We start from the raw sequence: 23,381 nt of genomic DNA on the forward strand, positions 1-23,381 counted from the left end.
TTTCTGAAACAGTGATCGTGGATCACATGTTCGGGTAGTTCGGACCACCGCCGCCTTCCGGCGTTACCCAGGTGATGTTCTGGGCAGGATCCTTGATGTCACAGGTCTTGCAGTGAACACAGTTCTGGGCATTGATCTGGAACTTCTTGCCGCTGCCGTCGTCTTTCTCGACCACTTCGTATACGCCAGCCGGGCAGTAACGCTGCGCTGGCTCGTCGTACTTCGGCAGGTTCTCTTTCAGCGGAATTTCCGGGTCGGTCAGCTTCAGGTGAACCGGCTGATCTTCCTCATGGTTGGTGTTGGAAATGAACACCGAGGACAGGCGGTCAAACGTCAGCTTGTTATCCGGCTTCGGATAGTCGATCTTCTTGCACTCAGACGCCGGCTTCAGGGTGGCGTAGTCCGGAGTCGTGTCGTGGAAGGTGATCGGCAGGCTGCTGCGCAGAATGTTTTGCTCGAAGAAGGCAATCGCGCCGCCGACGATATTGCCGAACTTGTGCATGGCCGGGCCGAAGTTACGCTCGGCGTAAAGCTCCTTGTACAGCCAGCTGTCTTCGAAACGCTTCTGGAAGCTGGTGATTTCCTCACCGGATTTACCTTCCTTCAGGGCCTCGAATACGGCTTCAGCACCCAGCAGGCCGGATTTCATGGCGGTGTGGGAGCCTTTGATCTTGGAGCTGTTCAGGGTGCCGGCATCACAACCCAGCAGTAGGCCGCCCGGGAAGCTCATCTTAGGCAGGGCATTGTAGCCACCCTTGGCGATAGCACGGGCGCCGTAGGCAACACGCTTGCCGCCTTCCAGATATTTCTTGATCTCCGGATGGTACTTGAGACGCTGGAACTCCTCGAACGGGCTGAGGTGCGGGTTGCTGTAGGAAAGATCGGTGATCAGACCAACATAAACCTGACCGTTTTCCAAGTGATACAGGAAAGAGCCGCCGGTGGAGCCAGATTCGTTCAACGGCCAGCCGGTGGTGTGAACAACCAGACCTGGCTCGTGTTTGGCCGGGTCGATGTCCCACAGCTCTTTGATGCCGATGCCGTAGTGCTGCGGATCCTTGCCTTCGTCCAGCTTGAAGTCGTTGATCAGGCGCTTGCCCAGATGGCCGCGACAGCCTTCAGTAAACAGGGTGTACTTGGCGCGCAGTTCCATGCCCGGCATATAGCCGTCTTTCTCGGAACCGTCACGGGCAACACCCATATCGCCGGTGATAATGCCTTTTACCTGACCATCTTCAACGATGGTTTCAGAGGCGGCAAAGCCCGGATACACTTCAACGCCCAGCTGTTCGGCCTGCTCAGCCAGCCAGCGGCACAGGTTGCCCAGGCTGATGATGTAGTTGCCGTGGTTGTGCATGTTCTTGGGCACAAAGGCATTGGGTACTTTGGTGGCTTTTTCCTGATTCTTCAGCAGGAAAATGTCGTCCCGGGTAACCGGGGTATTCAGGGGGGCGCCTTTCTCTTTCCAGTCCGGGAAGAGTTCGTTCAGGGCCGTGGGCTCGAATACGGTGCCGGCGAGGATGTGCGCGCCGATCTCAGAACCTTTTTCAACCACACAAACGGTCAGTTCTTCGCCGGCTTCCTGCGCCAGTTGCATGACGCGGCAGGCTGCCGACAGGCCCGCAGGGCCGCCGCCGACGATCAGAACATCAAATTCCATCGATTCGCGTTCCACGTTGGTCTCCTCAAACAGCTTTTAATGGATATTGTTTGCCCGCAGGCCTCATCAGGGGCGCCATCATACCGGTAAAAATGCGTATAGACGACAGCCCAAAACCGCTCAAAACGGCTATTTGTCCCGAAAGGATAACGCATTTGAAGAATCAAACAAACGTTTGTTTGAAATCTGCACTAACCTTTGGCATTGTACGTATACACCGAAATATCGTGTGTTTTGAGTCGATTTTTAGTATCGTCTCATTGTCAGGTCGGGTCAACCCGGTCCTTTGACTGTGAAGACTCATTAAACCCATCGTAGAAGAACGAGGAATCTATGAAGGTTCTGGTCGCTGTAAAACGAGTTATCGACTACAACGTGAAGGTGCGCGTCAAGCCGGACAACACCGGCGTTGATCTCGCCAACGTCAAGATGGCAATGAACCCGTTCTGCGAAATCGCAGTTGAAGAAGCGGTTCGCCTGAAAGAGAAGGGCGTTGCCAGTGAAATCGTTGTTGTATCCATTGGCCCGAAAGCTTCTCAGGAGCAGATCCGTACTGCCCTGGCTCTGGGTGCTGACCGCGGTATCCACATCGAGACTGACGAAGAAGTTCAGTCCCTCGAAGCGGCCAAGCTGCTGAAGGCTGTTGTTGAGAAGGAAGAGCCCAAGCTGGTTATTCTTGGCAAGCAGTCCATCGATTCCGACAACAACCAGACTGGCCAGATGCTGGCTGCTCTGACTGGCATGGGCCAGGGCACCTTCGCCTCTGAAGTGGTTGTTGACGGTGACAAGGTTAACGTAACCCGCGAAGTAGACGGCGGTCTGATGACAGTTGCTCTGAACCTGCCGGCGGTTGTTACCACAGACCTGCGTCTGAACGAGCCGCGCTACGCTTCTCTGCCGAACATCATGAAAGCCAAGAAAAAGCCGCTGGACTCCATGTCTCCGGCTGACCTGGGCGTTGACGTTGCCGCTCGCCTGTCCACCCTGAAAGTCGAAGCCCCGGCTGCACGCCAGGCTGGTATCAAGGTGGCTGACGTAGCTGAGCTGGTGGATAAACTGAAGAACGAAGCGAAGGTGATCTAAATGAGCATCCTGGTAATTGCTGAACACGACAACAGCAGCCTGAAACAGGCTACTCTGAACGTTGTAGCGGCTGCCAAGGCCATCGGTGGCGACATCGACGTGCTGGTTGCCGGTGAGAACGTAGGCGCCGTCGCTGAAGCCGCTGCCAAGGCAGAAGGCGTGAACAAGGTGCTGGTTGCCGACAACGCCGCTTACGGTCACTTCCTGGCAGAAAACCTGTCTGAGCTGGTTGCTGAGGTAGGCAAGGGTTACAGCCACATCCTGACCTCTGCCGGCACCACTGGTAAAGACTTCATGCCGCGTGTTGCTGCGCTGCTGGACGTTGCCCAGGTTTCTGACATTATCCGCGTTGAATCCGAAGACACCTTCGTGCGTCCGATCTACGCTGGTAACGCCATTGCGACCGTCAAGGCAAGCGACAGCATCAAGGTTGTGACGGTTCGTCCGACCGCGTTCGACCCGGTAGCCGCTGAAGGTGGTTCTGCCTCTGTTGAGCAGCTGGACGTAGTAAAAGACGCTGGCCTGTCTTCCTTCGTTGGTGAAGAGAAAGCCCAGTCTGATCGTCCGGACCTGGCTTCTGCCGGTATCGTTATCTCCGGTGGCCGCGGCATGCAGAACGGCGACAACTTCAAGATGCTGGAGCAGGTTGCTGATCTGCTGGGTGCTGCGGTTGGTGCTTCCCGTGCCGCTGTTGATGCCGGCTTCGTGCCGAACGACATGCAGGTTGGTCAGACCGGCAAGATCGTTGCTCCGCAGCTGTACGTTGCGGTTGGTATCTCCGGTGCCATCCAGCATCTGGCGGGCATGTCTGATTCCAAGGTGATCGTTGCGATCAACAAGGACGAAGAAGCCCCGATCTTCCAGGTGGCCGACTACGGCCTGGTTGCAGACCTGTTCGAAGCAGTTCCGCAGCTGGAAGAGGAACTGAAGAAAGTTCTGTAACTTTCTGAAGTTGCACTAAAAGAAGGCGCCTCAGGGCGCCTTCTTTGTTTTTGAAACAATGCGTTTTTCCGCTTTGCCAATGATCAGTGTATCCGCGAGGATATGCAGTGCCCGGTTAGAGGTTCTCACCACTTTGTACACCTGCTCGCTCTTCTGGTGGTGGGATTGCTTTATCCGGCGGGCGCTGTCCCGGAACTCATCGTCCCGGGAAAACAGGTCAATCAGGCCAAAAGTGGTGTTGGCGATGGCTTTGTGGACTTTCTCGACTGCGGTCGCGCCGCCGGACACCGTTTCTTCCAGCAACCGGGCGCGGTTGCGAACCTCCATCAGGTCCATCCGGCTTTTCTGAATAGCGCTCAGGGCACCTATTCGATGGGCATTCAGGATTCTCAGGTCGCGCCGGTTACCATTGGACAGCCGGAATGCAGCGAACAACAGTATTGCGCTGCCGGCCAGACACATCAGGCTAACGATCAGTAACAGCATGGCAGGGCTCCTGTTGCTCTTGTACTAGCGATACTCAATGTGCATATCTACCTCAATGTCCCGCTCGTCCAGCTCCCGCTCCAGCTCTTTCATCACTTCCTGATAGACCATTTTCCGGGTCATTACTGGTAGGCGGTCGGCCAGCACCCGTCCGGTGCGGGATTCGCGTTTGGCCAAGGCAATCGGATCCCGTACCCGTAACGTAAGCACCAGCTCAGGATCCTGATGTGTGTCGCTGATATCCTCGCTTTCCAGCATTTGCTTGATCATCTCTCGCTGCTCAAGCACTTGCCAGACCAGCAGGGCGCTGAAAGCCAGAAGAAACAGGCTGATAATAATCAGAAAGACGCTCAAAGGGGCTCTCCTCCTTCAATGACTGGGCAGAGTGTGCCGCAGTCCACAGGACAAACGATTGGCCGGCCCGACGCCGGTTCACGAGTTCACGGGAAAGTAGCACCACAGAATAAACCTGTTACCATCCATTCATACATTCGTTTGAACAAGGACAGACCATGACAGACACCACCGCTGCGAACTATGACCTTGTCGTGTTCGGTGCCACCAGTTTCGTCGGCCAGATTCTGGCTCGCTACCTTCTGGAAAACTATGGCGTAGCCAAGGAGGTCAAATGGGCCATTGCCGGCCGCTCCGAAGGAAAGCTGAACCAGCTCAAGTCGGATCTGGGGGCAGGCGCCGCATCATTACCGGTCATTCTGGCGGATGCAGCAGACGAGCCTGCGCTACGCGATCTGTGCGGCCAGACCCGAGTGGTCATCTCAACCGTGGGCCCTTACGCTCTTTTCGGCGAGACTCTGGTAAAAGTCTGCGCCGAGACAGGCACGGACTACTGCGACCTCACTGGTGAAGTACAATGGATCCGTCGGATGATCGAGCGATACGAGGCCAAGGCTAAAAAGAGCGGTGCACGGATTGTGCATTGCTGTGGCTTTGACTCGATTCCTTCCGATATGGGCGTTTGGTTCCTGCAGCAGCAATCGGAAGCAACCTTTGGCAAACCCTGCCAGGACGTGCGCATGAGGGTGAAAGTCGCCAAGGGCGGCCTTTCTGGCGGCACGGTGGCTTCCATGATCAACGTGGCCAAGGAAGCCGGAGCCGACCCCAAGTTGCGCAAGGAACTGGCCAATCCGTTCTCCATCTGCCCGCCGGAGCATCGCTCCGAGAAACGCCAGCCCAGCCTGAAATCTGCTGAGTTTGACAAGAACTTCAACGCCTGGCTGGCCCCGTTTGTGATGGGGGCCATCAACACCCGTGTGGTGCACCGCTCCAATGCGTTGCAGGGTGCCCGCTACGGCAAAGAGTTCACCTACGACGAAGCCATCATGACGGGCAAGGGCACCAAAGGCCGCCTGACCGCTTACGGTATGGTGGGTGCGCTGGGTGCGTTCTTCACCGCGTCCGCCATCAAGCCAACACGTTGGGTGGTGGAAAAGCTGGTACCCAAGCCCGGGGAGGGCCCAAGCCCGGACGATCAGGAGAAAGGTTTCTACGACCTGCGTTTCGTGGGCAAAACCACCGATGGCAAGACCATGATCACCAAGGTGACGGGCGATCGCGACCCGGGTTACGGCTCGACATCAAAAATGCTTGGTGAAGCCGGTCTGTGTCTGGCCTTTGATGTGAAAGAGGACGTCAAAGGTGGCTTCTGGACACCGGCCTCGGCGCTCGATGGCAAATTGCTCGAGCGCCTGCAGGCTAATGCCGGTCTGACGTTTGAAGTGGTCGAAACCCGCTGATCAACCCAGGTGCAGAATACGGTCGGAGGCCAGCAGGGCTTCCGGCCCGTGCCCGAGACAAACCACGGTGCGCCCCTGTAGCCAACGGCTGATCTGGGGCGAAATCCGTGTACGGGTTGCCTCGTCCACACCAGTGAAAGGCTCATCCAGAATCACCACGGGTGCCTGACTCAGTAACACCCTGGCCAGCACCAGGCGCCGGGCCTCCCCGCCAGATAAACGGTTGCCGGCGCTGCCCAGCCAGGTACCCAATCCTTCAGCGTCCTGGGCGAACCGTTCCGCCAGTTCGACTATCTCCAGTACCCGCCACATATCACCGTCCCCGGCGTTGGGGTTTGCCAACTGAAGGTTCGCTTTCACGGTGTCTTCAAACACCGCGGTCGCTTGCGTGAGGTAGGCGCAGGGCCGGGAATGACGTTCTCCCCGGGATGGCTCTGCCAGCCCGGCCAGGGTATCTGCCAGGGTGGATTTGCCACTGCCGGAGACGCCAACGATACCGACGGTGTCGCCCGGGCGAAGCGTCAGCGTGAAGTGACTGAGTAAGGGCGAATAACCCGCGTAACCCACGGTGATATCGCAGGCCTGAAGAGAGAAGCCCTCCGGCAGTTCGCCAGCAGAACCAGCGGGTGATGCCGCGGCCCTTTCCAGACCGTGGTCGGAGTTCAGGCGGCGCGCAGCAGCACGAGTCGCTCCCAGTTTGCCAAAGGCATCCGGGAGCATGGCGTAGACTTCGGCCAGGCCCAGCAGGGCAATGGGCAGGAGAACCAGTACCGGGCCGCTCAGAGTGCCTTGCTCGAACAGGCGGAAGCCCAGCCACAAGGCTGCCACCGCCGCGACATTGATCAGCAGATGAGAGCCAGCCTGATGCCAGCCGGTTCGGCTGTCGATCCGGGCCTGATCCCTGGAAAGTTCTACGCTTCGACGCATCAGCCGGGCCGTGTGCTTACCCGTGCGGCCAGCGGCGGTAAGTTCCGCAAAGCCTTCAAGATGCTCAACCAGTTCGCCTCGCAGGCTCTCCTGCTGATCGCTCAACTGTCCGGAGGCAGCGTAAGTTCGTAGATACACCAGCCAGGTGGACAGGAGGAACGAAAGCGACAGAATCACCACCAGAATCAGCGCCACAACACCATCAAACAGTAACCACGCCATTGCGGCAAGCAGTAGGGTAACCACGGCTGCCAGGGCGGCGGGGGCAATCAGCCTGAGATAAAGCGTGTCCAGCGCATCGACATCGGCTGTGAGCCGGGAAAGCCACTGCGCGCCGGAACGGGAACTGCGCTCTGTTCGTGGCCGGGCCGCCAATCGGTCAAACAGGGCCACCCGAATATCGGTTAGTAGCTGCAGTACCGTGTTGTGGTTGTACACGCGTTCCAGATACCGGAACACCGTTCGGGACACCGCAAAAAAACGGATACCACCGCCCGGCACATAAAGATTGATGTAGGCCTGCATCCCTGCCGCCAGCAACAGACCAACCAGCGCGGTTTCGGTCAGAAACCAGCCAGACAACGCTAGCAGACCGATACCGGAAAGCAGGGTGCCCAGTAGCAAGCCGGCACCAACCGTAAGGCGACTTTTGCGACGGAAAATCAGCGCCAGCCAGGGCTTCAGTTCAGGCATCGCGGACCTCGCCGTCATTCACTATCAATACGCGGTCTGCCAATGTCAGCAGCGCCTGATGATGGGTGGAGAACACCAGTGTTTTGCCGGATTCGCTGAGTTTGTGCAGGGCCTCCAGAATGAACACCTCGCTGGTGGCATCCAGCCCGGCCGTCGGTTCATCCAGCAGAATCAGGGGATAGTCCGCCAGGAAGATACGGGCCAGGCTTAAACGGCGGGCCTGACCACCGGACAGCCCCAGACCATCCTCGGCAATGCGGCTGTGAATGCCGTCAGCCCGGCTATCCACCAGCTCACCCAGGCCCACCTGTCGTAATGCATAGTCGATGGCAATATCCGTCGCATCCGGGGTGGTTAGCCGAAGGTTTTCGGCCCAGGTACCCTGAATCCAGAAGCCCCGCTGGCCAAGCCATCCAAACGGCTGATTGCCCGGAGCCTCGCCGAATACTGAAACAGCACCCGCCTCGGGCCTAATAAAGCCAGCCAGCAGATGCAAAAGGGTCGACTTGCCGCCACCGGAGGGTCCGGTAAGGGCGATCACCCGGCCGGCCTTGATGCGGATATCCAGGTTATTGAAGATGACCGGGCCTTCGCCGTAACGGAGCGTGACCCCGGACATCTGAATGCCGTGATCGCTAATGCCGTTGTCTGGCCGGATCGGTTCTGCGTTGTCGACAGACTGTTCCAGCCGGGCCAGGATCTCGGCACCGGCCCCCAGGGCGGCCGCCCGGTCGTGATAGTGCTGGGATAGCGTGCGCAAGGGCTGAAAGAACTCCGGGGCCAGCAGCAGGATAAGTAATCCGCTGAACAGCGTGAGTTCGTCGCTTGGGCCAAATTCGATATAACCCAGCAATCCGAAGCCGATATAGATGGCCAATACCGCAATCGCCACAGAGGCAAAGAATTCCAGTACCGCTGACGACAAAAATGCCACTTTCAGCGTTTTCATGGTGATCTTGCGGTACTGGTCGGAACGGTTTTCCAGCGTGCGGCTGGCCGCCTCGGTTTGCCCGAACAGCTGAAGCGTCGTTAGCCCTCGTACCTTATCCAGAAACTGGCCGGATAACCGGCTGACCGTTTCGAAATGTTGCTGGTTCAGCTTTTCTGCGCCCATGCCCACCAGGGCCATGAACAGCGGAATGAGCGGAGCAGAGAGCACCAGGAAAATACCAGCCAGCCAGTCCAGCCAGAACACCAGAACAAGGATGGCCAGGGGAATCACCACGGAGAGGGTCATCTGCGGCAGAAAACGCGCGAAATAGCCGTGAAGCGCCTCCACGTGGTCCAACCACTCGCGAGCCAGGGACGCAGCGGACGTATCCGCCAGATTAACCGGACCGGTGGCTTTCCAGTGATGATGCAGTTGCCGGCGGGCATCGCGCCGCACCTGCTCGCTGCAGCGGGCTGCAAAGCGGGTTTGCAGCCCCTGGCCTGCGGCCCGAATCACCAGAACCGCAAGCAGGGCCAGAAATACGGGCGTGAGTTCGGAAACCGGCGTTTTTTCAATCACACCCCGGTGAATCAGCCAGGCCAGCAACACCATTTGTACGATGGTTGCCAGCCCGGCAAGAACACCGGCCAGAACGGTTGCGGTGATCCAGCGCTGGCTGTTGCGGGCCAGACCCGATAGCCAGGCGCGGACCTTTAACCGGGCCGGATCCGCCACTCAGTGGTACCCTTCGCCCGCACGCACCTTGCCGCGGAATACCCAGTAGGTCCAGGCGGTGTAGGCCAGAACAATGGGAATGACGAACAGCAGGCCGAGCAGCAGGAACAGCTGGGACTCATAAGCGGAAGCCGCATCCCACAGGGTGTAGTTGGGCGGAACCACATACGGCCACTTGCTCACCACAAGTCCGAGGTAGGTAGTGATGAACAGGCCCATGGTGGCGACGAATGGCATACCTTCAAACCGGTTGCGTACCGAACGCCAGATCTGGAAAGCACACAGCAGGGTCAGGGCCGGCAGAATCCAGATCACGCTCAGATTGGAGAACCAGCGCTCCCGCACCATGTCGTCAACAAAGGGCGTCCATACGCTGATAATGCCAAACACCACCAACACGGCAATCAGCAGTGGTGCACTTACCCGGTAGGCCCACTCTTGCAGGCGCCCTTCGGTTTTCATGATCAGCCAGGTAGAACCCAGCAGGGCATAACCGGCCAGCATCCCCAGGCCTGTCAGCACGGTGAACGGGGTCAGCCAGTCCAGCGCGCCGCCAACGTAGGCGCCATTCACGGTATTGAAACCCTGGATGTAAGCCCCGACCACAGCACCCTGAGCGAATGCGGCAATGGTAGAGCCACCGGCAAACGACCAGTTCCACAGGTACCTTGAGGTACGAGCCTTGAATCGGAATTCAAACGCCACACCCCGGAAGATGAGCCCTGCCAGCAGCAGGAACACACCAATGTAGAGTGCTGGCAGGAAGATGGAATACACCATCGGGAAGGCGGCCAACAGGCCGGCTCCGCCCAGCACCAGCCAGGTTTCGTTGCCGTCCCAGACCGGGGCCACCGAGTTCATCATGGTATCCCGGTCCTCTTCCGACGGAGCGAACGGAAACAGGATACCCACGCCCAGGTCGAAGCCGTCCATCAACACATACATGATGATGCCGAAGCCAATAATGAATGCCCAGATGAGGGCGAGATCAAACAGTTCCATGGTCAGTGCCCCCCTTCGTTAGCCGGTTTTGCCTGATGAACGCCGTGTGAGCCGGATTCAATCTCGAACGGCACATGGGCCGCAGAGAGCGGACGGGCAGGGCGATCAGAGGCATGTTCTTCATCGTCAGAATCTTCAAGACCAACGTAAAGCACCCGCATGAGGTAATACACGCCGGCACTGAACACCAGGGCATAGACAACGATATAGCCGATCAACGTGAACAGCGCCATGCCGCCGGTAAGCGAGGGCGTTACCGATTCGGCCTGGGTCATCATGCCGTACACCAGCCAGGGTGCCCGGCCTACCTCGGTCACAAACCAGCCGGTAAGCACGGCAAAGAAGGGCGCGATACTCATAAAGCGCATCCCCTGAAGATACCAGCGGGTCTTGTAAAGCTGGCCACCCGCGCGCAGAAACAGGCCTGCGAGCGCAAACAGAATCATCAGGACACCAATGCCGACCATGATCCGGAAGGACCAGAACACAATCGCCACCGGTGGTTGCTCTTCGACCGCCACTTCATTCAGACCCGGCACTTCGCCATCCCACTCGTGGGTAAGAATCAGGCTGGCCAGGCTGGGAATGCCAATCTCGAAATGGTTGGTCTGGTTTTCCTGGTCGGGAATGGCAAACAGCAACAGCGGCACATTGCGGGAGGTTTCCCAGTTGCCTTCCATAGCCGCGACTTTGGTGGGCTGATGTTCCAGAGTATTCAGGCCATGGAAGTCACCTACAACCGCCTGGGCCGGGGCAATGAACAGCAGCAACCAGAGGCACATGGAGAGTGCCTTGCGATTGGCTTCCACCTCACGCCCCCGCAACAGATACCAGGCACTGACACCCGCCACGACAAATCCACCGGTAAGGAAGGACGCCAGGGCCATGTGCATAAAGCGATACGGGAAGGACGGGTTGAAGATAGCCTCGCTCCAGGAGACCACATGGAACACTCCCTCACGGAATTCGACACCGGCCGGTGTCTGCATCCAACTGTTGGCTGCGAGAATCCAGAAGGACGAGATAAAGGTGCCGGTGGCGACCATGATGGCGGCGAACAGATGAACGCCGGCGGGTACCTTGTCGCGGCCAAACAGCAGCACCCCCAGGAACGCCGCCTCCAGGAAGAATGCGGTGATCACCTCATAACTCAGGATGGGGCCGAGGAAGTTGGCCGAGGCCTGAGAGAACGCGCTCCAGTTGGTACCGAACTGGAATGACATCACAATGCCCGAGACCACGCCCATGCCAAAGACCACAGCGAAGACCTTGGTCCAGAAGCTCGACAGTTTGGTCCACACCGGATTACGGGTTTTGAAGGCGAGGCCCTCAAGTACCGCGATGTAGGAGGCTAGCCCGATGGTAAACACCGGAAAAATGGCGTGAAATGACACCACAAACGCGAACTGGATTCGCGATAGGATGAGAGGATCTAGTTCCATAGGAACCTCCGGTAACTCGCACAAGTCATAACAAACGGGTCAGCGAACCCGTTCAGCCGCTGCCATAGTTTATTTTGTTATGTTGTTATTACCGGCAGATGATTACGATGCTACGCAAATCGTAGCAGATTTCGATAGGGCAGTTTGTCGCACCCCTTGATATAAAACAATTATGGTGAGCCAGATGAGCTTTTACGAGGAACGAATTCTCCCCCACATCATAGACAAGGCCTGTTCCATGGGCCAGGTGATGAAGCTGCGCAGCCAGGTGGTTCCGCAGGCCCGGGGCCGGGTACTGGAAGTGGGCATGGGCTCTGGCATCAATCTGGAGTTCTACAACCAGGACCAGGTTGAGCTGGTTTACGGCCTGGAACCCTCAGAAGGCATGCGCCGAAAAGCGCTACCCAACCTGCAACGTTCCCCCATAAAAGTAGAGTGGCTGGATCTGCCGGGGGAGAAAATACCCCTGGAGGACAACAGCGTGGACACCGTGCTGCTGACCTTCACCCTATGCACCATCCCTGACTGGCACGCCGCGCTGCAGCAAATGAAACGCGTACTCAGGCCGGGTGGCAATCTGTTGTTCCTGGAGCATGGCGAATCCCCCCACGATGGCACCCGCAAATGGCAACATCGAATCACACCTGGCTGGCGCAAGCTGGCCGGTGGCTGCCACCTGAACCGCCATATAGCGGACCTGATCAGGGAAGCGGGTTTCGAAATCCTGGAGCTGGAAAACCTCTACATCCCCAAAGCGCCCAAAATCGCGGGTTACATCTACAAGGGCAGGGCGATCAAGCCGGTGGCGGCATAGAAAGCGTATTGAAGAGCGGTTGGGAAACAGAATTGCGTTACGTCATCGGCCCTTATACAATTCCGCCCTTCAAGAATCTCCCCTCCGATGCCCGGATGGTGAAATTGGTAGACACAAGAGACTTAAAATCTCTCGGCCGCAAGGCCGTGCCGGTTCGATTCCGGCTCCGGGCACCATTCAGTCTGAACTCTGAATCACCGTGGCAGCGTAGCGTTTTATTCGATCCCGGCCTTCTGCTTTGGCTTGGTAGAGAGCCTCATCGGCTCTGCGCATCAGCATTTCCGGGCCGAGTCCCCTGACATTGGCGGTTGATGCCACGCCAACACTCACTGTGACCACCGGCGCCACTGGCGAATTGGGGTGTGGAATCCGTAGCTGTTTGATGAGTTTTCTGAGGCGCTCTGCATCCTGTTCCGCGTTTTCGACGGATTGCCCGGGTAAAAGAATACTGAATTCCTCTCCGCCGGTTCGCGCCACCACAAAGCCCGGTTGCTCGAAGCATTCCTTCATCTGGTTGGCCAGGGATACCAGGCAATCGTCACCCATCTGGTGCCCGAAATGGTCGTTATAGAGCTTGAAATGGTCGATATCGAGCATTAACACTGACACTAACTGGCTCTGCGAAAGGGCTTGTGCCAGTTTTTCATCGTACAGACGACGATTGGCAAGCCCGGTCAGTGGATCCTGATGAGAAAGCTTGACCAGGTTGCTGGTGCGGGTTTTCTGTGCCGCCAACAATCGCTGGAAGTTGCGAGCGAGACTTCCAATTTCATCACGACGGGTTTTAAGGGCGCGTGGAACCGCCTGAAACTGAGCGGGCTGTTCCCAGAATGTGTCTCTTCGGGTTTTACGGGTGAAACCTGTCAACTGCTTTAGCGGGCGGATGACCTGGACCCACAATAAGCTGAGAACCACCAGAAGGACGCCTAATAACAGGAGGACGGTCCAGGCCATGGTGTATCTGAATGCGCTTCGATAGTGATTGGTTTGCTCCCGGGGCAGGTCAGTGGTAATCAGCAGAGCTTCAGTCCCTCGCTGGGGTTCGATACGTTTCTGTGCTGTGAGGATAGTTTCCTGACGACTGGTGACAGGTTCATTCAGCCGTTGAGCCTCTGTCGCCACCGTATTGATGTCGATTACCAATCCAGTTTGTCGTTCAAGTGTTTCAACGAGCCGCTCGTCGATCAGACGGACCATGGCAATCAGTCCCATGGAAGGCCCGGTTCGGTCGGTTCTGAGAATAGGCTCGGCACTGATCAGTGAGGGGGTGTCGCCTGTCCCCGTGTCTATCAGGCGATATCCTTGTTGGAAATCAAAGGCGTCGAAGCCCCGGATAAAGCGTCCGGCCCACTCGCAATTGTCGGAAAGGGAGGAGCAGGTCCTGTATTCACCTGTTGCAGGATCCAGCCCTGCGACCCATCTGATGCTCGCCTGAATATCAATGAAGACCATCAACTGCACGTTAATGTCTTCGAACATCTCAGCGCTGAAATGAGAGGACGTATAGTTGGCCTGTTGTCCCTGAATGAACGCGTAGCTGTCATCCCAGTTAGCCCAGTCTCTGGTTATTGCAGCCAGCCCGTCATGATTGTCTTCCATAGCCAGGACGATCCTGTCGAGCTCCTTCTCCGCCAGTCGCGATTCTGCGGTGAGCAATGATGGGATAACAAAGGTTCGTTCCCAGATAACCAGGGCAAACAAAGACACCAGCAACAGGGCGGATAGTGAGAGTAGAAAGCGCCCAATCAGCGAGCGTGCGAACCTGATCATGGGCGATTGGGGTCTCCAGGTAGTTCAGTATTGCAATAAATGTACTTTAGACCATGTTGTGGCAATCAGCGTTGTCTGAACAGTATGTAATGTCCGCATAACACAGGATTTTACATCCGGGGAGACACCAGCCCCGCCGCACGTTTCGTGCGGGAGGGGCTGGTGGAATGGCACTTTAGGCTCAGACGGACTGCTTTGCGCGACGGCGCGCAACGAGGCCAACCAGGCCCAGGCCAAGCAGGGCAAGTGTAGAGGGTTCTGGCACGGAAACCGGCCGGGAGGTAATCACACCTTTTAGTGTGGCATCGTTATCGTTCTGTTCCTTGGTCCAGAATTCACTAGCCAATGCACCGTTGTAGAAAAAGCCCGAGATATCTACAAAGTAGTTAACGCCATCGATCAGGAAGGAGTCAGAGGCGCCGACGTTAAGCGCGAATGTGACCCGGTCTCCACAGCCGTTGGCATTCAACCCGGGAATCGAGTTGTTTGGGCAAGGTCCCGCATTCGGGGTTTCCCAATGCTCGAACTCAAACACGGAGTAAATGGTTTCTGCCATTCCGTCGATGGTCAGGTTGGTTTCGACGGTCAGTTGGGCAGTATTCAGTGACGGTTCGAAGATGGGCCAGTTGTAGTGGGTGAAGGTACCCAGGTTGAAGTCAACGTTCTCATTGACGTTGACGGCTGGGGGCGCTGAGCCGTCGAAACGGTAACCACTCTGCTGTCCTCCGAAAATGGCCGGTGTTCCCCAACGGATTTCATTGGTTCCACCACCCGATACGGCCGGGCTTACGGGATTGGTGGCGGTCCAGATTCCGCTAACACCGGTTAGCTGAATCACCGCGGCCTGGGCGGAGCCTGCGGCAAACAGGGCCACGGCGGCGCTGGCGATCAATAGTTTCTTATTCATTGGTGACACTCCCTGTGGGCTTCGTCATTTGTTTACCGTCGCTCGAAGGTGTAATCCCTGAGCTCCGGGAGACAATCAGCAACGGGAGTGCCTGATCTTAAAAACTGCCCTTTTAACAATATGAAAGGAGTGTCACCTTTGCGACTGGGTGGTATTTGATCAGCTGCATTGTAAAAAAAACGGACATACCCAGAGGCTAACGATCCGGGCTGTCCTGTTCTGGCAGGGGCTCAATGCTGTTGATGTCGCCGGTGGGGGCGGCCGGTTCATCCTTGATAATCACGACGATACCGCCAACGATAATGGCAAGACCAACAACGGCTTTGAGCAATGTTGAGCGAGACATGCATCACCTCCTGTGTCGGGTACATGTTATTACCCTGAGGGCATTTCCTGGCATTGCAACCATACGCCGAAGGTCGGTTCGACATAGGCGGCGGCCTTGGGAATACTGACACCAAGAAATATCCGATAAAAACCAAGGGGAGTGTTGTATGACGGCGGCATCTGATGAACTGGTGCGACTGCACGCTGAAAACGGCGTGGCCACAGTAACCCTGAACCAACCGGAGCGGCGTAACAGTCTTTCAATGGCCTTGCTGGAAGCGCTTTCAGAGGTACTTGAGCAGATTGCCGGGGACGGTAATGTGCGCGTGGTAGTACTTGCTGCTGCCGGCAAGGTGTTCTGTGCCGGACACGATCTTCGTGAAATGCGCGAGCAGTTCGACAGCCACGATTTCCAGTTGCGGCTTTTCCGGCAATGCAGCAAGGTGATGCAGCAGATTGTGAACCTGCCCAAACCGGTGATTGCCCGCGTCGCTGGCGTAGCGACGGCCGCTGGTTGTCAGCTGGTGGCAAGTTGCGATCTGGCCGTGGCCGAGAAGGGGGCCCGTTTTGCTACGCCAGGTGTGAACATTGGCCTGTTCTGCTCAACGCCCATGGTGGCTCTGTCCCGCAATGTCAGCCGCAAGCATGCCATGGAGATGCTCTTGACCGGTGAGCTGATTGATGCGGCCCGGGCAGAACAGATCGGGCTGATTAATCGAGCGGTCGAGCCGGAAGCTCTGGATGAGACCGTGTACGGCATGGCAGCCACCATCGCCGCAAAGTCCGGGCATACCCTGAAAATTGGTAAAGAGGCGTTCTACAAGCAGCTGGAAATGCCGCTGGCCCATGCCTATGACTACACCGCCAATGTGATGGCGGAGAACATGCAAGCGAATGATGCCCGGGAGGGAATTTCTGCGTTTCTGGATAAGCGGGACCCAGACTGGCAACACAAGTAATCAGCGGTTGCAGAAGGCTGGCTGGTCCCGGACCAATCGGTCTCCTGCTTCGATTTGCCGGCTACTGAAGTAACCGGCGTTCATTTCCACGGCGTGCCAGTAGGAGGCGCCTGCGGGGTAGCTGGGGCAATCGTTGCTGCGCGACGATGCACAGGGGTGCATCTGGCGGATGCTGACGATCACGCCCTCGTTGTCCAGAAAGGCAATATCCAGCGGTAGAAGGGTCTGGTACATCCAGAAGCCTTGCTCCGGGCTGCGCTCATAATCGTAGATGAACAGCATGCCGGCGTTTTCTGCCAGAGCTTCCCGACCCATCAGGCCTTTCTGTCGGTCTTTGCTGTCACTCGCCACTTCCAGCACCACTGGATGTCGCGCTGTCTCTGTGACGAAACAGGCTTGGGTCACCGGCAGGTGCCCGGAATCTTTGGCCCCAGCCGAGCCACAGCTTGCAAGCAGGGTACTTACAACCAGCAGGGAGAGAAAGCGAGTCATCATGAACGCAGACGGTAGCCGGTTTTGAAGATCCACCAGACGGCGGTCATGCACATGGTCAGGAATACCATGGTCATGCCCACACTGATGCCCACGTGCACATCCGAAACCCCATAGAAGGCCCACCGGAAGCCGCTGATCAGGTACACCACTGGATTAAAAAGGCTGATGGTTTGCCAGATCTCGGGCAGCATCTCGATGGAATAGAAGGTGCCGCCCAGGAACACCAGTGGCGTCACAATCATCATTGGCACGATCTGCAGCTTCTCGAAGCCATCCGCCCAGATACCGATGATGAAACCGAACAGGCTGAAGGTCATGGCTGTGAGCACCAGGAACGAAAACATCCAGAACGGATGGAGTATTGAGTAGTCCACGAACAGCTTCGCGGTGGCCAGAATGATCAGGCCCAGTATCACGGCCTTGGTGGTTGCGGCACCCACGTAACCCAGCACGATTTCCACGTAGGAAACTGGCGCAGACAGCACCTCATAGATGGTACCGGAGAATTTCGGCATGTAGATGCCGAAGGAGGCGTTGGAGATGCTCTGCATCAGCAGTGACAGCATCACCAGGCCGGGAATGATGTAGGCCCCGTAGCTGATGTTGTCGATATCGCCCATGCGGGATCCGATGGCTGAGCCGAATACCACAAAGTACAGGCAGGTGGAGATAACGGGCGATAGCACGCTTTGCATGACCGTACGTTTCATGCGTGCCATCTCGAACTTGTAGATTGCTTTAACACCGTAAAGATTCATTGTTCTCTCCGTGAGGACCGTTCGGGCGGGTGGTTACTCGTGCACCAGGCCCACGAATATCTCTTCCAGGGAACTCTCCCGGGTTTGCAGATCACGGTACTCAATGTCCAGATCACCCAGGGTACGAAGCAGTCGGGCCACGCCGGCCTGTTGTTGCTGAGAGTCGAAGGTGTAGATTAGCTCGTAGCCGTCTTCTGAAAGCTCGATTGGCTCTAGGGTGAGTTCCCCGGGCAGCTTATCCAGTTTTTGCTGAAGCTGCAGGCGAAGTTCTTTCTTGCCCAGCTTGGACATCAGGCGGTTCTTGTCTTCCACCAAGATGATCTCGCCCTGGCGGATAACGCCAATGCGGTCAGCCATTTCTTCCGCTTCTTCAATATAGTGGGTGGTCAGAATGATGGTGGTGCCGTTCTCGCGGAGTTTGCGCACCATCTCCCACATGTCACGCCGTAGCTCGACATCCACTCCGGCGGTAGGTTCATCCAGGAACAGAATGCGCGGTTCGTGGGACAGCGCCTTGGCGATCATCACCCGGCGTTTCATACCGCCAGACAGTGACATGATGCGGTTGTTGCGCTTGTCCCAGAGGGAGAGGTCTTTCAGAACCTTTTCGATATGGGCAGGCTTGGGTGCTTTGCCGAACAGGCCGCGACTGAAGGATACCGCATCCCAAACGGTTTCAAAAGAGTCGGTATTGAGCTCCTGGGGCACCAGACCGATAGCCTCCCGGGCTTTGCGGTATTGCTTTACGATGTCGTGACCGGCGGCTTTTACCTCGCCATCGCTCTTGTTGACGATGCCGCAGATGATAGAGATCAGGGTAGTTTTACCAGCACCGTTGGGGCCGAGCAGCGCGAAGATCTCGCCGGGGTAGATTTCCAGGTTGACGTCTTTGAGGGCCTGGAAGCCATCTTCGTAGATCTTGTTCAGGTGCTTAACGGATATGTCCGGTTGCACGGGCGTGTCCTGTTCTGTTGGTGGTAGACCAGAAAGCCGCACATTTTCTCATGCTGGCAGCAGTTTAGAAACCTTTGCTATGTCGGGAATTATCCCCATAATGCCGGTTTAAGATCTGGTTGTGAGGCAGGGTATGGTACGAACCATCATGGTTCTGGGTTTAGTGTTGGCTGCAATTGGGGCTCTCGCGTTTGGCCCACAGTGGCTGGAAACCGCCGGCACCGCTGAGGAACGGCCAGAATGCGACCTGCTTTCACGCGCCTGCACCTGGGAGACCGACGAAGGCGCCTGGCGAGTGGAACTCAGCACGCTCGAAGAAGGCGATCAGGGCATGGAATATCGGCTGGCGATTACCGTACCGGAAGCGCCGGACCGCTTTCTGGCGGTATTAAGAGGGCAATCCATGTATATGGGCGAATATCCGGTGCCCATGGAGCGCCAGGAGCCCCTGAGCTATCAGGCAACCTTTACGGCTCCGTTTTGCACTACGGGTGCGGAGATGATCTGGCGCATTGACCTGCAGGATGGCCAGAAAGTATTGGAAAATGTGCCTTGGGCACTGGTGTTCCGGGCTGAGAAATAGTTAAATCCCGTCAAATTTCGATGACTTCCAGGGAACAGTGATGGATTACGGGGAAAGCGTTCAGAAGGTGCTATTGCGCAAAATCCGCAAGGCCGAGCAGGATCTCGTTCAGCTCAAGCTGGATTACTGTCGCTTCGTGTTCGGGCTGACCCACCGGGCTACGGTTTCAGCCAATGGCCAGTCCTGGGTAGTGCGGGCGGTGGATGTGGAGTCCATGGCTTACACCGATGATGGCGAATTCACCAAACCTGTCATTACCGGCTCACCTGCCAACGATGATTCCTGCCGGGAGACCGTTAACCTGGGCAGCGACTGGACTCTGGAAACCACTAAATAAACGCGTTACTGGTCACCGCCTCGTAGAGGCTCGAGTTGGCAGGCACATAATGGTTGGCTTGCCAGAATTCCGCACCTTCCAGCCCGGCACGGTAACACGCCATCAGCACGCTGCTACCGGTAAGCGTCGAAATGGCCTGCAGCGCCTCCGGCTGCCGAATACCTGTCTTCCGGCTGACAATGCCCGCAACCATACCTGCCAGCGCCTCTGAGTGGCGAACGGGTTTCGGGCTCAGGGCGCAGCTGGCACCGTAGAGCCAGGCTGCAGCATAAGTACGAACCGCCTCTGGCGCTTCTGACAGTACCAGGCCTTTCACCCGGCAATCCCGCTCCTGCAATCCCGCCAAAATGTGCAATTGGGTAAAGAGTTCAGTTCGATCCGGTGCCGTCATGCCTTTGTAGCGACGCGCTTCATTGCCCGAACTGGCGACCCTGCGCGCGGAACTCCCGGAATTATCGGCTTGCGGATCGGCGCCTGCGGCACCGGCTGGAACAAAGGATTCTGTCCGGGACAGGGTAAGCACCCGCGCGGCTAACAGCGCCAGCAGGGCAATCAGCGCCAGTTCTGTCATTGTGACCAATCCATTGACCATCGTGGTATTCCTCTGAAAGCGGAGCGACAAGCTGATTCATCGAGGTTATTGTAACGTTGTGTAACCGGCGGGGCAGGGGGCAAAATCAGAAAATGGCACTGAAGCCCGGTTTAGCGTCGAAAAGTGTGATGGCAGTCCCAAGGGATCAGCAGGTGGGCATGGTCTGAAGGGCCAGTTTGCGACGAATGAAACGGCCCAGGGCGTCGACACCGATGTTCAGCAGGGCGGTAATCAAAATCAGCACCATGGCACGATCAAAACGAATATTCTGAATGGCACTGTCGACGTAAAAGCCGAGAGTGTAGATACCAAGGATGCCCAGTATCGCCGTTTCGCGCATGATGATTTCCCAGCGGTAGAACAGGAATGCCAGGAATGAGCGGTAGATGCGGGGCACCAGTTCCCAGCTGTAGCGGGAAAAACCCACCGGAGCGTCCGGGCGCAGGTGAATGGTGTTGGTCTGCCGGCCAATCAGGTGGCCGATAATGCCACCGTTGTGCAGGGCCAGCGCCACCACGGCCGGCAGCATGGAAGGCCCCCACAGCTGTAGCAGAATATAAGCAAGAATGTATTCCGGTGTCGAACGGGCGATCACCAGAAACACATGCCCGGAGGTACGCCGCACCGGGCCACCGAAATGATTCGAGATCAGGGGGAAGGCCAGCAGGGACAGAATGCCGGTGGCAACCAGCGCTATCTGCGTCAATACCACGGTGTTCCAGATGCCTGGCAAAGCTTCCGTTATCATCACATCGGATAACCACGCCCAGATAGCCGCAAGCCCTTCGCCATCCCGGATGGGTGAAGGAATGATGTCCTCAGTAAAGAAGCGTTCCACGTTGCCCCAGACAATGGGCAGACCGTCCCCAAGAAAAAAAGGCGCTGCAAGAATATAGATCGGCAGTAGTTTGGGGCGAACCCATAAGGGCATAGTGGCTATCAGCACATAGAACAGAATCAGCATGGCGCCGGCATCTGAGTACAGACCCTGGGAGAACGAGGATTCCAGGTAGAAACCCAGAGTCGGTAGCCCCACAAAGCCCAGGATGGCAGAGGAACGCAGGCCACACTCGAGTCGGTAGGCCGTATAGGTGCGCATCTGAACCCAGCAATCAGGGATACGGGCATACAGAAAGGCGGCAATGGATGAGGTTCCCGGTGGCAGCAGACGACCCGGTTCCTGGTCTGCCTCTTCCAGGATTTCCGAATAGACCTTGGCGAAGATGCCGGAATAGGGAATGGCAATGGCCAGCACACCCGTGAGCGGGTGGAAACCGAAAAACTGGAGAAAGATCAGCGCCCAGAACAGCTCATGGATGGCGCGGATAAAAGCGCAGAAGATTCGTACTGGGAGAAAGCGGTACACCAGCGCCAGCAGGAAGCCGCAGATACTCCCGAGGGTTACACCCACAAAGGCAAAAGCTACGGTCCGCAGCAGGGCAGTGAGCAAGCCTTCGGTACTGAAAAAATTGGGTGTGGCTACGCCCAGGAAGAACCGGCCAAGGTCCTGCCAGGGGTTGGCAGTGGTGATGGCAATGTCCGCAACCAACAGCCCGAGCAACGCAACGGCAAGAAAGATAAGGCTGGCTCGTACGGTCGGATAGGCGAACATGCTGAGAGTCGGTGCCTGTCAGTAGAGAACGGAAATGTCAGCGGCGGTCAGCTCACTGGCCGGCTGGTCCAGGGCAATCTGGCCGTCCTGAATACCGATGATGCGGGTACAGTGTGCCAGAGCCATCTCCACATCGTGCAGGGCAACAATACTGGTGGTGAATTGATTGGTAAGCATGGTCATCACCTGCTGGGCCATTGGCCCGTCCAGGGCGGAAATGGGCTCATCGGCCAACAGAGTTGGCGCCTGCCGATAGAGTGCCCGCGCAATGGCCACCCGTTGCCGTTGGCCGCCAGACAGTGCTGCCGCGGGAATCCAGAGTTTTTCTGGTATACCCAGTTTGGTCAGTAACGCCCGGATGGCGTCTTTGTCCCGCCGGAACGGACGGATCAGCGTAAGCGTGTTGTACCAGGTGGCATGCTGGTCCAGTTGCCCCATAAACACATTGTGGAAGACAGGAAGGGCATTGACCAATCCCAGGCCCTGGGGAACGAGTGAAGCCTTGCCTTCGAGCCGGTCATAAAGCAAGCGGATAAGCGTGGATTTGCCGGCACCACTTTTGCCAACCAGACCAACGTGTTCCCCTTCATTGATTCGGAAGGAGAGCGGGCCGATAACCCGCTCTCCATCGAAACTGGCGGTCAGGCCATGGAAATCAAAGCCTGACATCAATCGAGAATTCCGATGTTTTCCGCTGTTGCACGAATGGGCTCGTAGTCGTCATTGGACGCCGGAATGAAGCCGGAGCGGGGGAAGCTCTCCAGCAAGGCAGGATCGTCCAGCTTCAGCAGGGCTTCGGTGACCTTCTGCTTGAAGCCATCACCAAAACGCTCGTCGACATCGCCACGGATGGTCCACTGATAATCCGGGTAGGAAGGTGTTTTCCAGATTACCTGAACGGAATCAGTATCGATGTTGCCGTTTTCCAGTTCTTTTTCCCAAACCTGGAAGTTCAGGGCGCCCACTTCATAGGTTCCGGCCTCGACCAGGCGAAGGGTACGGGTATGGTTGCCACTGAAACCAACCCGGGAGAACAGGGAATCCGGCGCTTCATTGAAGACATCCCGAATGTAGAACTCCGGCATCAGGCGGCCCGAGGTCGAACCTTTTGAACCGAAGGTAAAGGTTTTGCCGCGCAGTTCGTCTTCCAGCTCATCCAGGCTGTCGGCCGGCTGAATTCCAGTGCTGGTATTGGCGATAAAGTAGGTCTCGAAGGCTTCGTCTTCAACGCCTTGAGCAATGGCTTCGGAACCCGGAACCAGTCGACGGGCCTGAACACCAGACAAGCCCCCAAACCACGCCAGTTGTACCTGGTTGTTGCGGAAGGCCGATACCGCAGCGGCGTAGGATTTCACCGGGATGTAACGCACTTCAACATCCAGTTGCTCCTGAAGATAGTCAGCCACGCCACGAAAGCGCTCGACCAGTTTGGTTTCATCTTCATCCGGAATGGCGGTGAATACGAAAGTGTCTGCCTGAACGGTGGTTGCCGCTGCCAGCGAAAGCAGGCCCGTCGCCAGCCATTTTCTGAGGTTGCTGATTGCCATCATGAATCATTCCTTTGCGAGGTGGGGTTTGGTGAAAAACGTTGCCATCTACTTGAAAACCCAGTCAGGAT

24 protein-coding genes and 1 tRNA gene are annotated in these 23,381 nt (G+C 57.0%); 8 read left to right on the forward strand and 17 right to left on the reverse strand.

Features of this window, described 5'->3' with window-relative positions; all coding sequences use genetic code 11:
• Positions 1-22: 22 nt before the first annotated feature.
• Positions 23-1,675: an electron transfer flavoprotein-ubiquinone oxidoreductase gene (locus MARHY_RS08640; RefSeq protein ID WP_011784959.1), complete on the reverse strand. Its 1,653-nt coding sequence runs from the start codon at positions 1,673-1,675 to the stop codon at positions 23-25.
• A 318-nt stretch (positions 1,676-1,993) separates the two neighbouring features.
• On the opposite strand from MARHY_RS08640, the gene MARHY_RS08645 reads away from it, so the two are divergent.
• Both MARHY_RS08645 and MARHY_RS08650 read left to right on the forward strand, forming a co-directional pair.
• Entirely contained in the window at positions 1,994-2,743 is a 750-nt protein-coding gene (locus tag MARHY_RS08645; RefSeq protein WP_011784958.1) for an electron transfer flavoprotein subunit beta/FixA family protein, read from the forward strand.
• Positions 2,744-3,685 carry an electron transfer flavoprotein subunit alpha/FixB family protein gene (locus tag MARHY_RS08650; protein WP_014421441.1) on the forward strand — a complete coding sequence of 314 codons (942 nt, stop codon included), beginning with the start codon at positions 2,744-2,746 and terminating at the stop codon, positions 3,683-3,685.
• Positions 3,686-3,715: 30 nt separating this feature from the next.
• Here MARHY_RS08650 and MARHY_RS08655 read toward each other — a convergent pair whose 3' ends face one another.
• Both MARHY_RS08655 and MARHY_RS08660 read right to left on the reverse strand, forming a co-directional pair.
• Entirely contained in the window at positions 3,716-4,171 is a 456-nt protein-coding gene (locus MARHY_RS08655; protein ID WP_014421442.1) for a hypothetical protein, read from the reverse strand.
• Between the two features lie 24 nt (positions 4,172-4,195).
• Positions 4,196-4,525: a hypothetical protein gene (locus tag MARHY_RS08660; protein ID WP_014421443.1), complete on the reverse strand. Its 330-nt coding sequence runs from the start codon at positions 4,523-4,525 to the stop codon at positions 4,196-4,198.
• Positions 4,526-4,683: 158 nt separating this feature from the next.
• Between MARHY_RS08660 and MARHY_RS08665 the strand changes: the two genes are divergently transcribed.
• On the forward strand, positions 4,684-5,925 hold the full coding sequence (locus tag MARHY_RS08665) for a saccharopine dehydrogenase family protein (RefSeq protein WP_014421444.1): 1,242 nt from the start codon (positions 4,684-4,686) through the stop codon (positions 5,923-5,925).
• Here MARHY_RS08665 and cydC read toward each other — a convergent pair whose 3' ends face one another.
• Genes cydC through MARHY_RS08685 form a run of 4 tightly spaced genes read right to left on the reverse strand, consistent with a single transcriptional unit; the run spans position 5,926 to position 11,655 of the window.
• Positions 5,926-7,545, reverse strand: coding sequence for a thiol reductant ABC exporter subunit CydC (cydC, locus tag MARHY_RS08670; RefSeq protein ID WP_014421445.1), 1,620 nt, complete (start codon positions 7,543-7,545; stop codon positions 5,926-5,928).
• Complete coding sequence (gene cydD, locus MARHY_RS08675; RefSeq protein ID WP_014421446.1) at positions 7,538-9,211, reverse strand: thiol reductant ABC exporter subunit CydD; 1,674 nt, start codon at positions 9,209-9,211, stop codon at positions 7,538-7,540. The genes cydC and cydD overlap by 8 nt, the downstream gene beginning before the upstream one ends.
• Positions 9,212-10,213 (reverse strand): cytochrome d ubiquinol oxidase subunit II, encoded by a 1,002-nt coding sequence (gene cydB, locus MARHY_RS08680; protein WP_014421447.1) that lies wholly within the window; start codon positions 10,211-10,213, stop codon positions 9,212-9,214. It abuts the gene before it with no gap.
• Between the two features lie 2 nt (positions 10,214-10,215).
• Entirely contained in the window at positions 10,216-11,655 is a 1,440-nt protein-coding gene (locus MARHY_RS08685) for a cytochrome ubiquinol oxidase subunit I (RefSeq protein WP_014421448.1), read from the reverse strand.
• A gap of 184 nt (positions 11,656-11,839) precedes the next feature.
• Between MARHY_RS08685 and MARHY_RS08690 the strand changes: the two genes are divergently transcribed.
• Positions 11,840-12,469, forward strand: coding sequence for a class I SAM-dependent methyltransferase (locus MARHY_RS08690; RefSeq protein ID WP_014421449.1), 630 nt, complete (start codon positions 11,840-11,842; stop codon positions 12,467-12,469).
• 89 nt (positions 12,470-12,558) lie between these two features.
• Positions 12,559-12,645, forward strand: a tRNA-Leu gene (locus MARHY_RS08695).
• A 1-nt stretch (position 12,646) separates the two neighbouring features.
• Here MARHY_RS08695 and MARHY_RS18360 read toward each other — a convergent pair.
• From MARHY_RS18360 to MARHY_RS18830, 3 genes are all read right to left on the reverse strand, one after another.
• A complete protein-coding gene (locus MARHY_RS18360) occupies positions 12,647-14,239 on the reverse strand; it encodes a diguanylate cyclase domain-containing protein (RefSeq protein ID WP_014421450.1) in 1,593 nt (530 codons plus the stop codon).
• Positions 14,240-14,420: 181 nt separating this feature from the next.
• Positions 14,421-15,146, reverse strand: coding sequence for a THxN family PEP-CTERM protein (locus MARHY_RS08705; protein WP_014421451.1), 726 nt, complete (start codon positions 15,144-15,146; stop codon positions 14,421-14,423).
• A 196-nt stretch (positions 15,147-15,342) separates the two neighbouring features.
• The gene (locus MARHY_RS18830; RefSeq protein ID WP_014421453.1) at positions 15,343-15,492 is read right to left on the reverse strand and encodes a hypothetical protein; all 150 of its coding nucleotides are present in this window, start codon (positions 15,490-15,492) and stop codon (positions 15,343-15,345) included.
• Between the two features lie 148 nt (positions 15,493-15,640).
• Here MARHY_RS18830 and MARHY_RS08710 point away from each other — a divergent pair, with 148 nt between their 5' ends.
• On the forward strand, positions 15,641-16,432 hold the full coding sequence (locus tag MARHY_RS08710; protein WP_014421454.1) for an enoyl-CoA hydratase: 792 nt from the start codon (positions 15,641-15,643) through the stop codon (positions 16,430-16,432).
• Here MARHY_RS08710 and MARHY_RS08715 read toward each other — a convergent pair whose 3' ends face one another.
• The 3 genes from MARHY_RS08715 to MARHY_RS08725 are packed head-to-tail and all read right to left on the reverse strand — an operon-like array spanning position 16,433 to position 18,639.
• On the reverse strand, positions 16,433-16,927 hold the full coding sequence (locus MARHY_RS08715) for a DUF192 domain-containing protein (protein WP_014421455.1): 495 nt from the start codon (positions 16,925-16,927) through the stop codon (positions 16,433-16,435).
• Positions 16,924-17,685, reverse strand: coding sequence for an ABC transporter permease (locus MARHY_RS08720; protein ID WP_011784940.1), 762 nt, complete (start codon positions 17,683-17,685; stop codon positions 16,924-16,926). Before MARHY_RS08720 ends, MARHY_RS08715 begins: the two co-directional genes overlap by 4 nt.
• Positions 17,686-17,718: 33 nt before the next feature.
• On the reverse strand, positions 17,719-18,639 hold the full coding sequence (locus MARHY_RS08725) for an ABC transporter ATP-binding protein (RefSeq protein WP_011784939.1): 921 nt from the start codon (positions 18,637-18,639) through the stop codon (positions 17,719-17,721).
• 148 nt (positions 18,640-18,787) lie between these two features.
• On the opposite strand from MARHY_RS08725, the gene MARHY_RS08730 reads away from it, so the two are divergent.
• Together MARHY_RS08730 and MARHY_RS08735 are read left to right on the forward strand one after the other, a co-directional pair.
• Positions 18,788-19,222: a hypothetical protein gene (locus MARHY_RS08730; protein WP_224848353.1), complete on the forward strand. Its 435-nt coding sequence runs from the start codon at positions 18,788-18,790 to the stop codon at positions 19,220-19,222.
• 40 nt (positions 19,223-19,262) lie between these two features.
• A complete protein-coding gene (locus MARHY_RS08735) occupies positions 19,263-19,559 on the forward strand; it encodes a hypothetical protein (protein ID WP_041654698.1) in 297 nt (98 codons plus the stop codon).
• Here MARHY_RS08735 and MARHY_RS08740 read toward each other — a convergent pair.
• The 4 genes from MARHY_RS08740 to MARHY_RS08755 all read right to left on the reverse strand — a co-directional run bounded on the left by MARHY_RS08740 (position 19,552) and on the right by MARHY_RS08755 (position 23,310).
• Positions 19,552-20,130, reverse strand: a complete 579-nt coding sequence (locus MARHY_RS08740; protein WP_226374435.1) for a hypothetical protein — start codon at positions 20,128-20,130, stop codon at positions 19,552-19,554. The genes MARHY_RS08735 and MARHY_RS08740 overlap by 8 nt on opposite strands.
• A 166-nt stretch (positions 20,131-20,296) precedes the next feature.
• Entirely contained in the window at positions 20,297-21,763 is a 1,467-nt protein-coding gene (locus MARHY_RS08745; protein WP_014421458.1) for a PhnE/PtxC family ABC transporter permease, read from the reverse strand.
• Between the two features lie 18 nt (positions 21,764-21,781).
• Positions 21,782-22,432 carry an ATP-binding cassette domain-containing protein gene (locus MARHY_RS08750; protein WP_014421459.1) on the reverse strand — a complete coding sequence of 217 codons (651 nt, stop codon included), beginning with the start codon at positions 22,430-22,432 and terminating at the stop codon, positions 21,782-21,784.
• The gene (locus MARHY_RS08755) at positions 22,432-23,310 is read right to left on the reverse strand and encodes a putative selenate ABC transporter substrate-binding protein (protein WP_031210919.1); all 879 of its coding nucleotides are present in this window, start codon (positions 23,308-23,310) and stop codon (positions 22,432-22,434) included. Before MARHY_RS08755 ends, MARHY_RS08750 begins: the two co-directional genes overlap by 1 nt.
• Positions 23,311-23,381 lie beyond the last annotated feature (71 nt).

The organism is Marinobacter nauticus ATCC 49840 (genome assembly GCF_000284615.1).
Lineage (GTDB): Bacteria > Pseudomonadota > Gammaproteobacteria > Pseudomonadales > Oleiphilaceae > Marinobacter > Marinobacter nauticus.

Coding starts and splice junctions, on each gene's coding strand:
- MARHY_RS08645 (WP_011784958.1), top strand. CDS start 1,994: ATGAAGGTTCTGGTCGCTGTAAAACGAGTTATCGACTACAACGTGAAG.
- MARHY_RS08650 (WP_014421441.1), top strand. CDS start 2,744: ATGAGCATCCTGGTAATTGCTGAACACGACAACAGCAGCCTGAAACAG.
- MARHY_RS08655 (WP_014421442.1), bottom strand. CDS start 4,171: ATGCTGTTACTGATCGTTAGCCTGATGTGTCTGGCCGGCAGCGCAATA.
- MARHY_RS08665 (WP_014421444.1), top strand. CDS start 4,684: ATGACAGACACCACCGCTGCGAACTATGACCTTGTCGTGTTCGGTGCC.
- cydC (WP_014421445.1), bottom strand. CDS start 7,545: ATGCCTGAACTGAAGCCCTGGCTGGCGCTGATTTTCCGTCGCAAAAGT.
- cydB (WP_014421447.1), bottom strand. CDS start 10,213: ATGGAACTGTTTGATCTCGCCCTCATCTGGGCATTCATTATTGGCTTC.
- MARHY_RS08685 (WP_014421448.1), bottom strand. CDS start 11,655: ATGGAACTAGATCCTCTCATCCTATCGCGAATCCAGTTCGCGTTTGTG.
- MARHY_RS08690 (WP_014421449.1), top strand. CDS start 11,840: ATGAGCTTTTACGAGGAACGAATTCTCCCCCACATCATAGACAAGGCC.
- MARHY_RS18360 (WP_014421450.1), bottom strand. CDS start 14,239: ATGATCAGGTTCGCACGCTCGCTGATTGGGCGCTTTCTACTCTCACTA.
- MARHY_RS08705 (WP_014421451.1), bottom strand. CDS start 15,146: ATGAATAAGAAACTATTGATCGCCAGCGCCGCCGTGGCCCTGTTTGCC.
- MARHY_RS18830 (WP_014421453.1), bottom strand. CDS start 15,492: ATGTCTCGCTCAACATTGCTCAAAGCCGTTGTTGGTCTTGCCATTATC.
- MARHY_RS08710 (WP_014421454.1), top strand. CDS start 15,641: ATGACGGCGGCATCTGATGAACTGGTGCGACTGCACGCTGAAAACGGC.
- MARHY_RS08715 (WP_014421455.1), bottom strand. CDS start 16,927: ATGATGACTCGCTTTCTCTCCCTGCTGGTTGTAAGTACCCTGCTTGCA.
- MARHY_RS08720 (WP_011784940.1), bottom strand. CDS start 17,685: ATGAATCTTTACGGTGTTAAAGCAATCTACAAGTTCGAGATGGCACGC.
- MARHY_RS08730 (WP_224848353.1), top strand. CDS start 18,788: ATGGTTCTGGGTTTAGTGTTGGCTGCAATTGGGGCTCTCGCGTTTGGC.
- MARHY_RS08735 (WP_041654698.1), top strand. CDS start 19,263: ATGGATTACGGGGAAAGCGTTCAGAAGGTGCTATTGCGCAAAATCCGC.
- MARHY_RS08740 (WP_226374435.1), bottom strand. CDS start 20,130: ATGACAGAACTGGCGCTGATTGCCCTGCTGGCGCTGTTAGCCGCGCGG.
- MARHY_RS08745 (WP_014421458.1), bottom strand. CDS start 21,763: ATGTTCGCCTATCCGACCGTACGAGCCAGCCTTATCTTTCTTGCCGTT.
- MARHY_RS08750 (WP_014421459.1), bottom strand. CDS start 22,432: ATGTCAGGCTTTGATTTCCATGGCCTGACCGCCAGTTTCGATGGAGAG.
- MARHY_RS08755 (WP_031210919.1), bottom strand. CDS start 23,310: ATGGCAATCAGCAACCTCAGAAAATGGCTGGCGACGGGCCTGCTTTCG.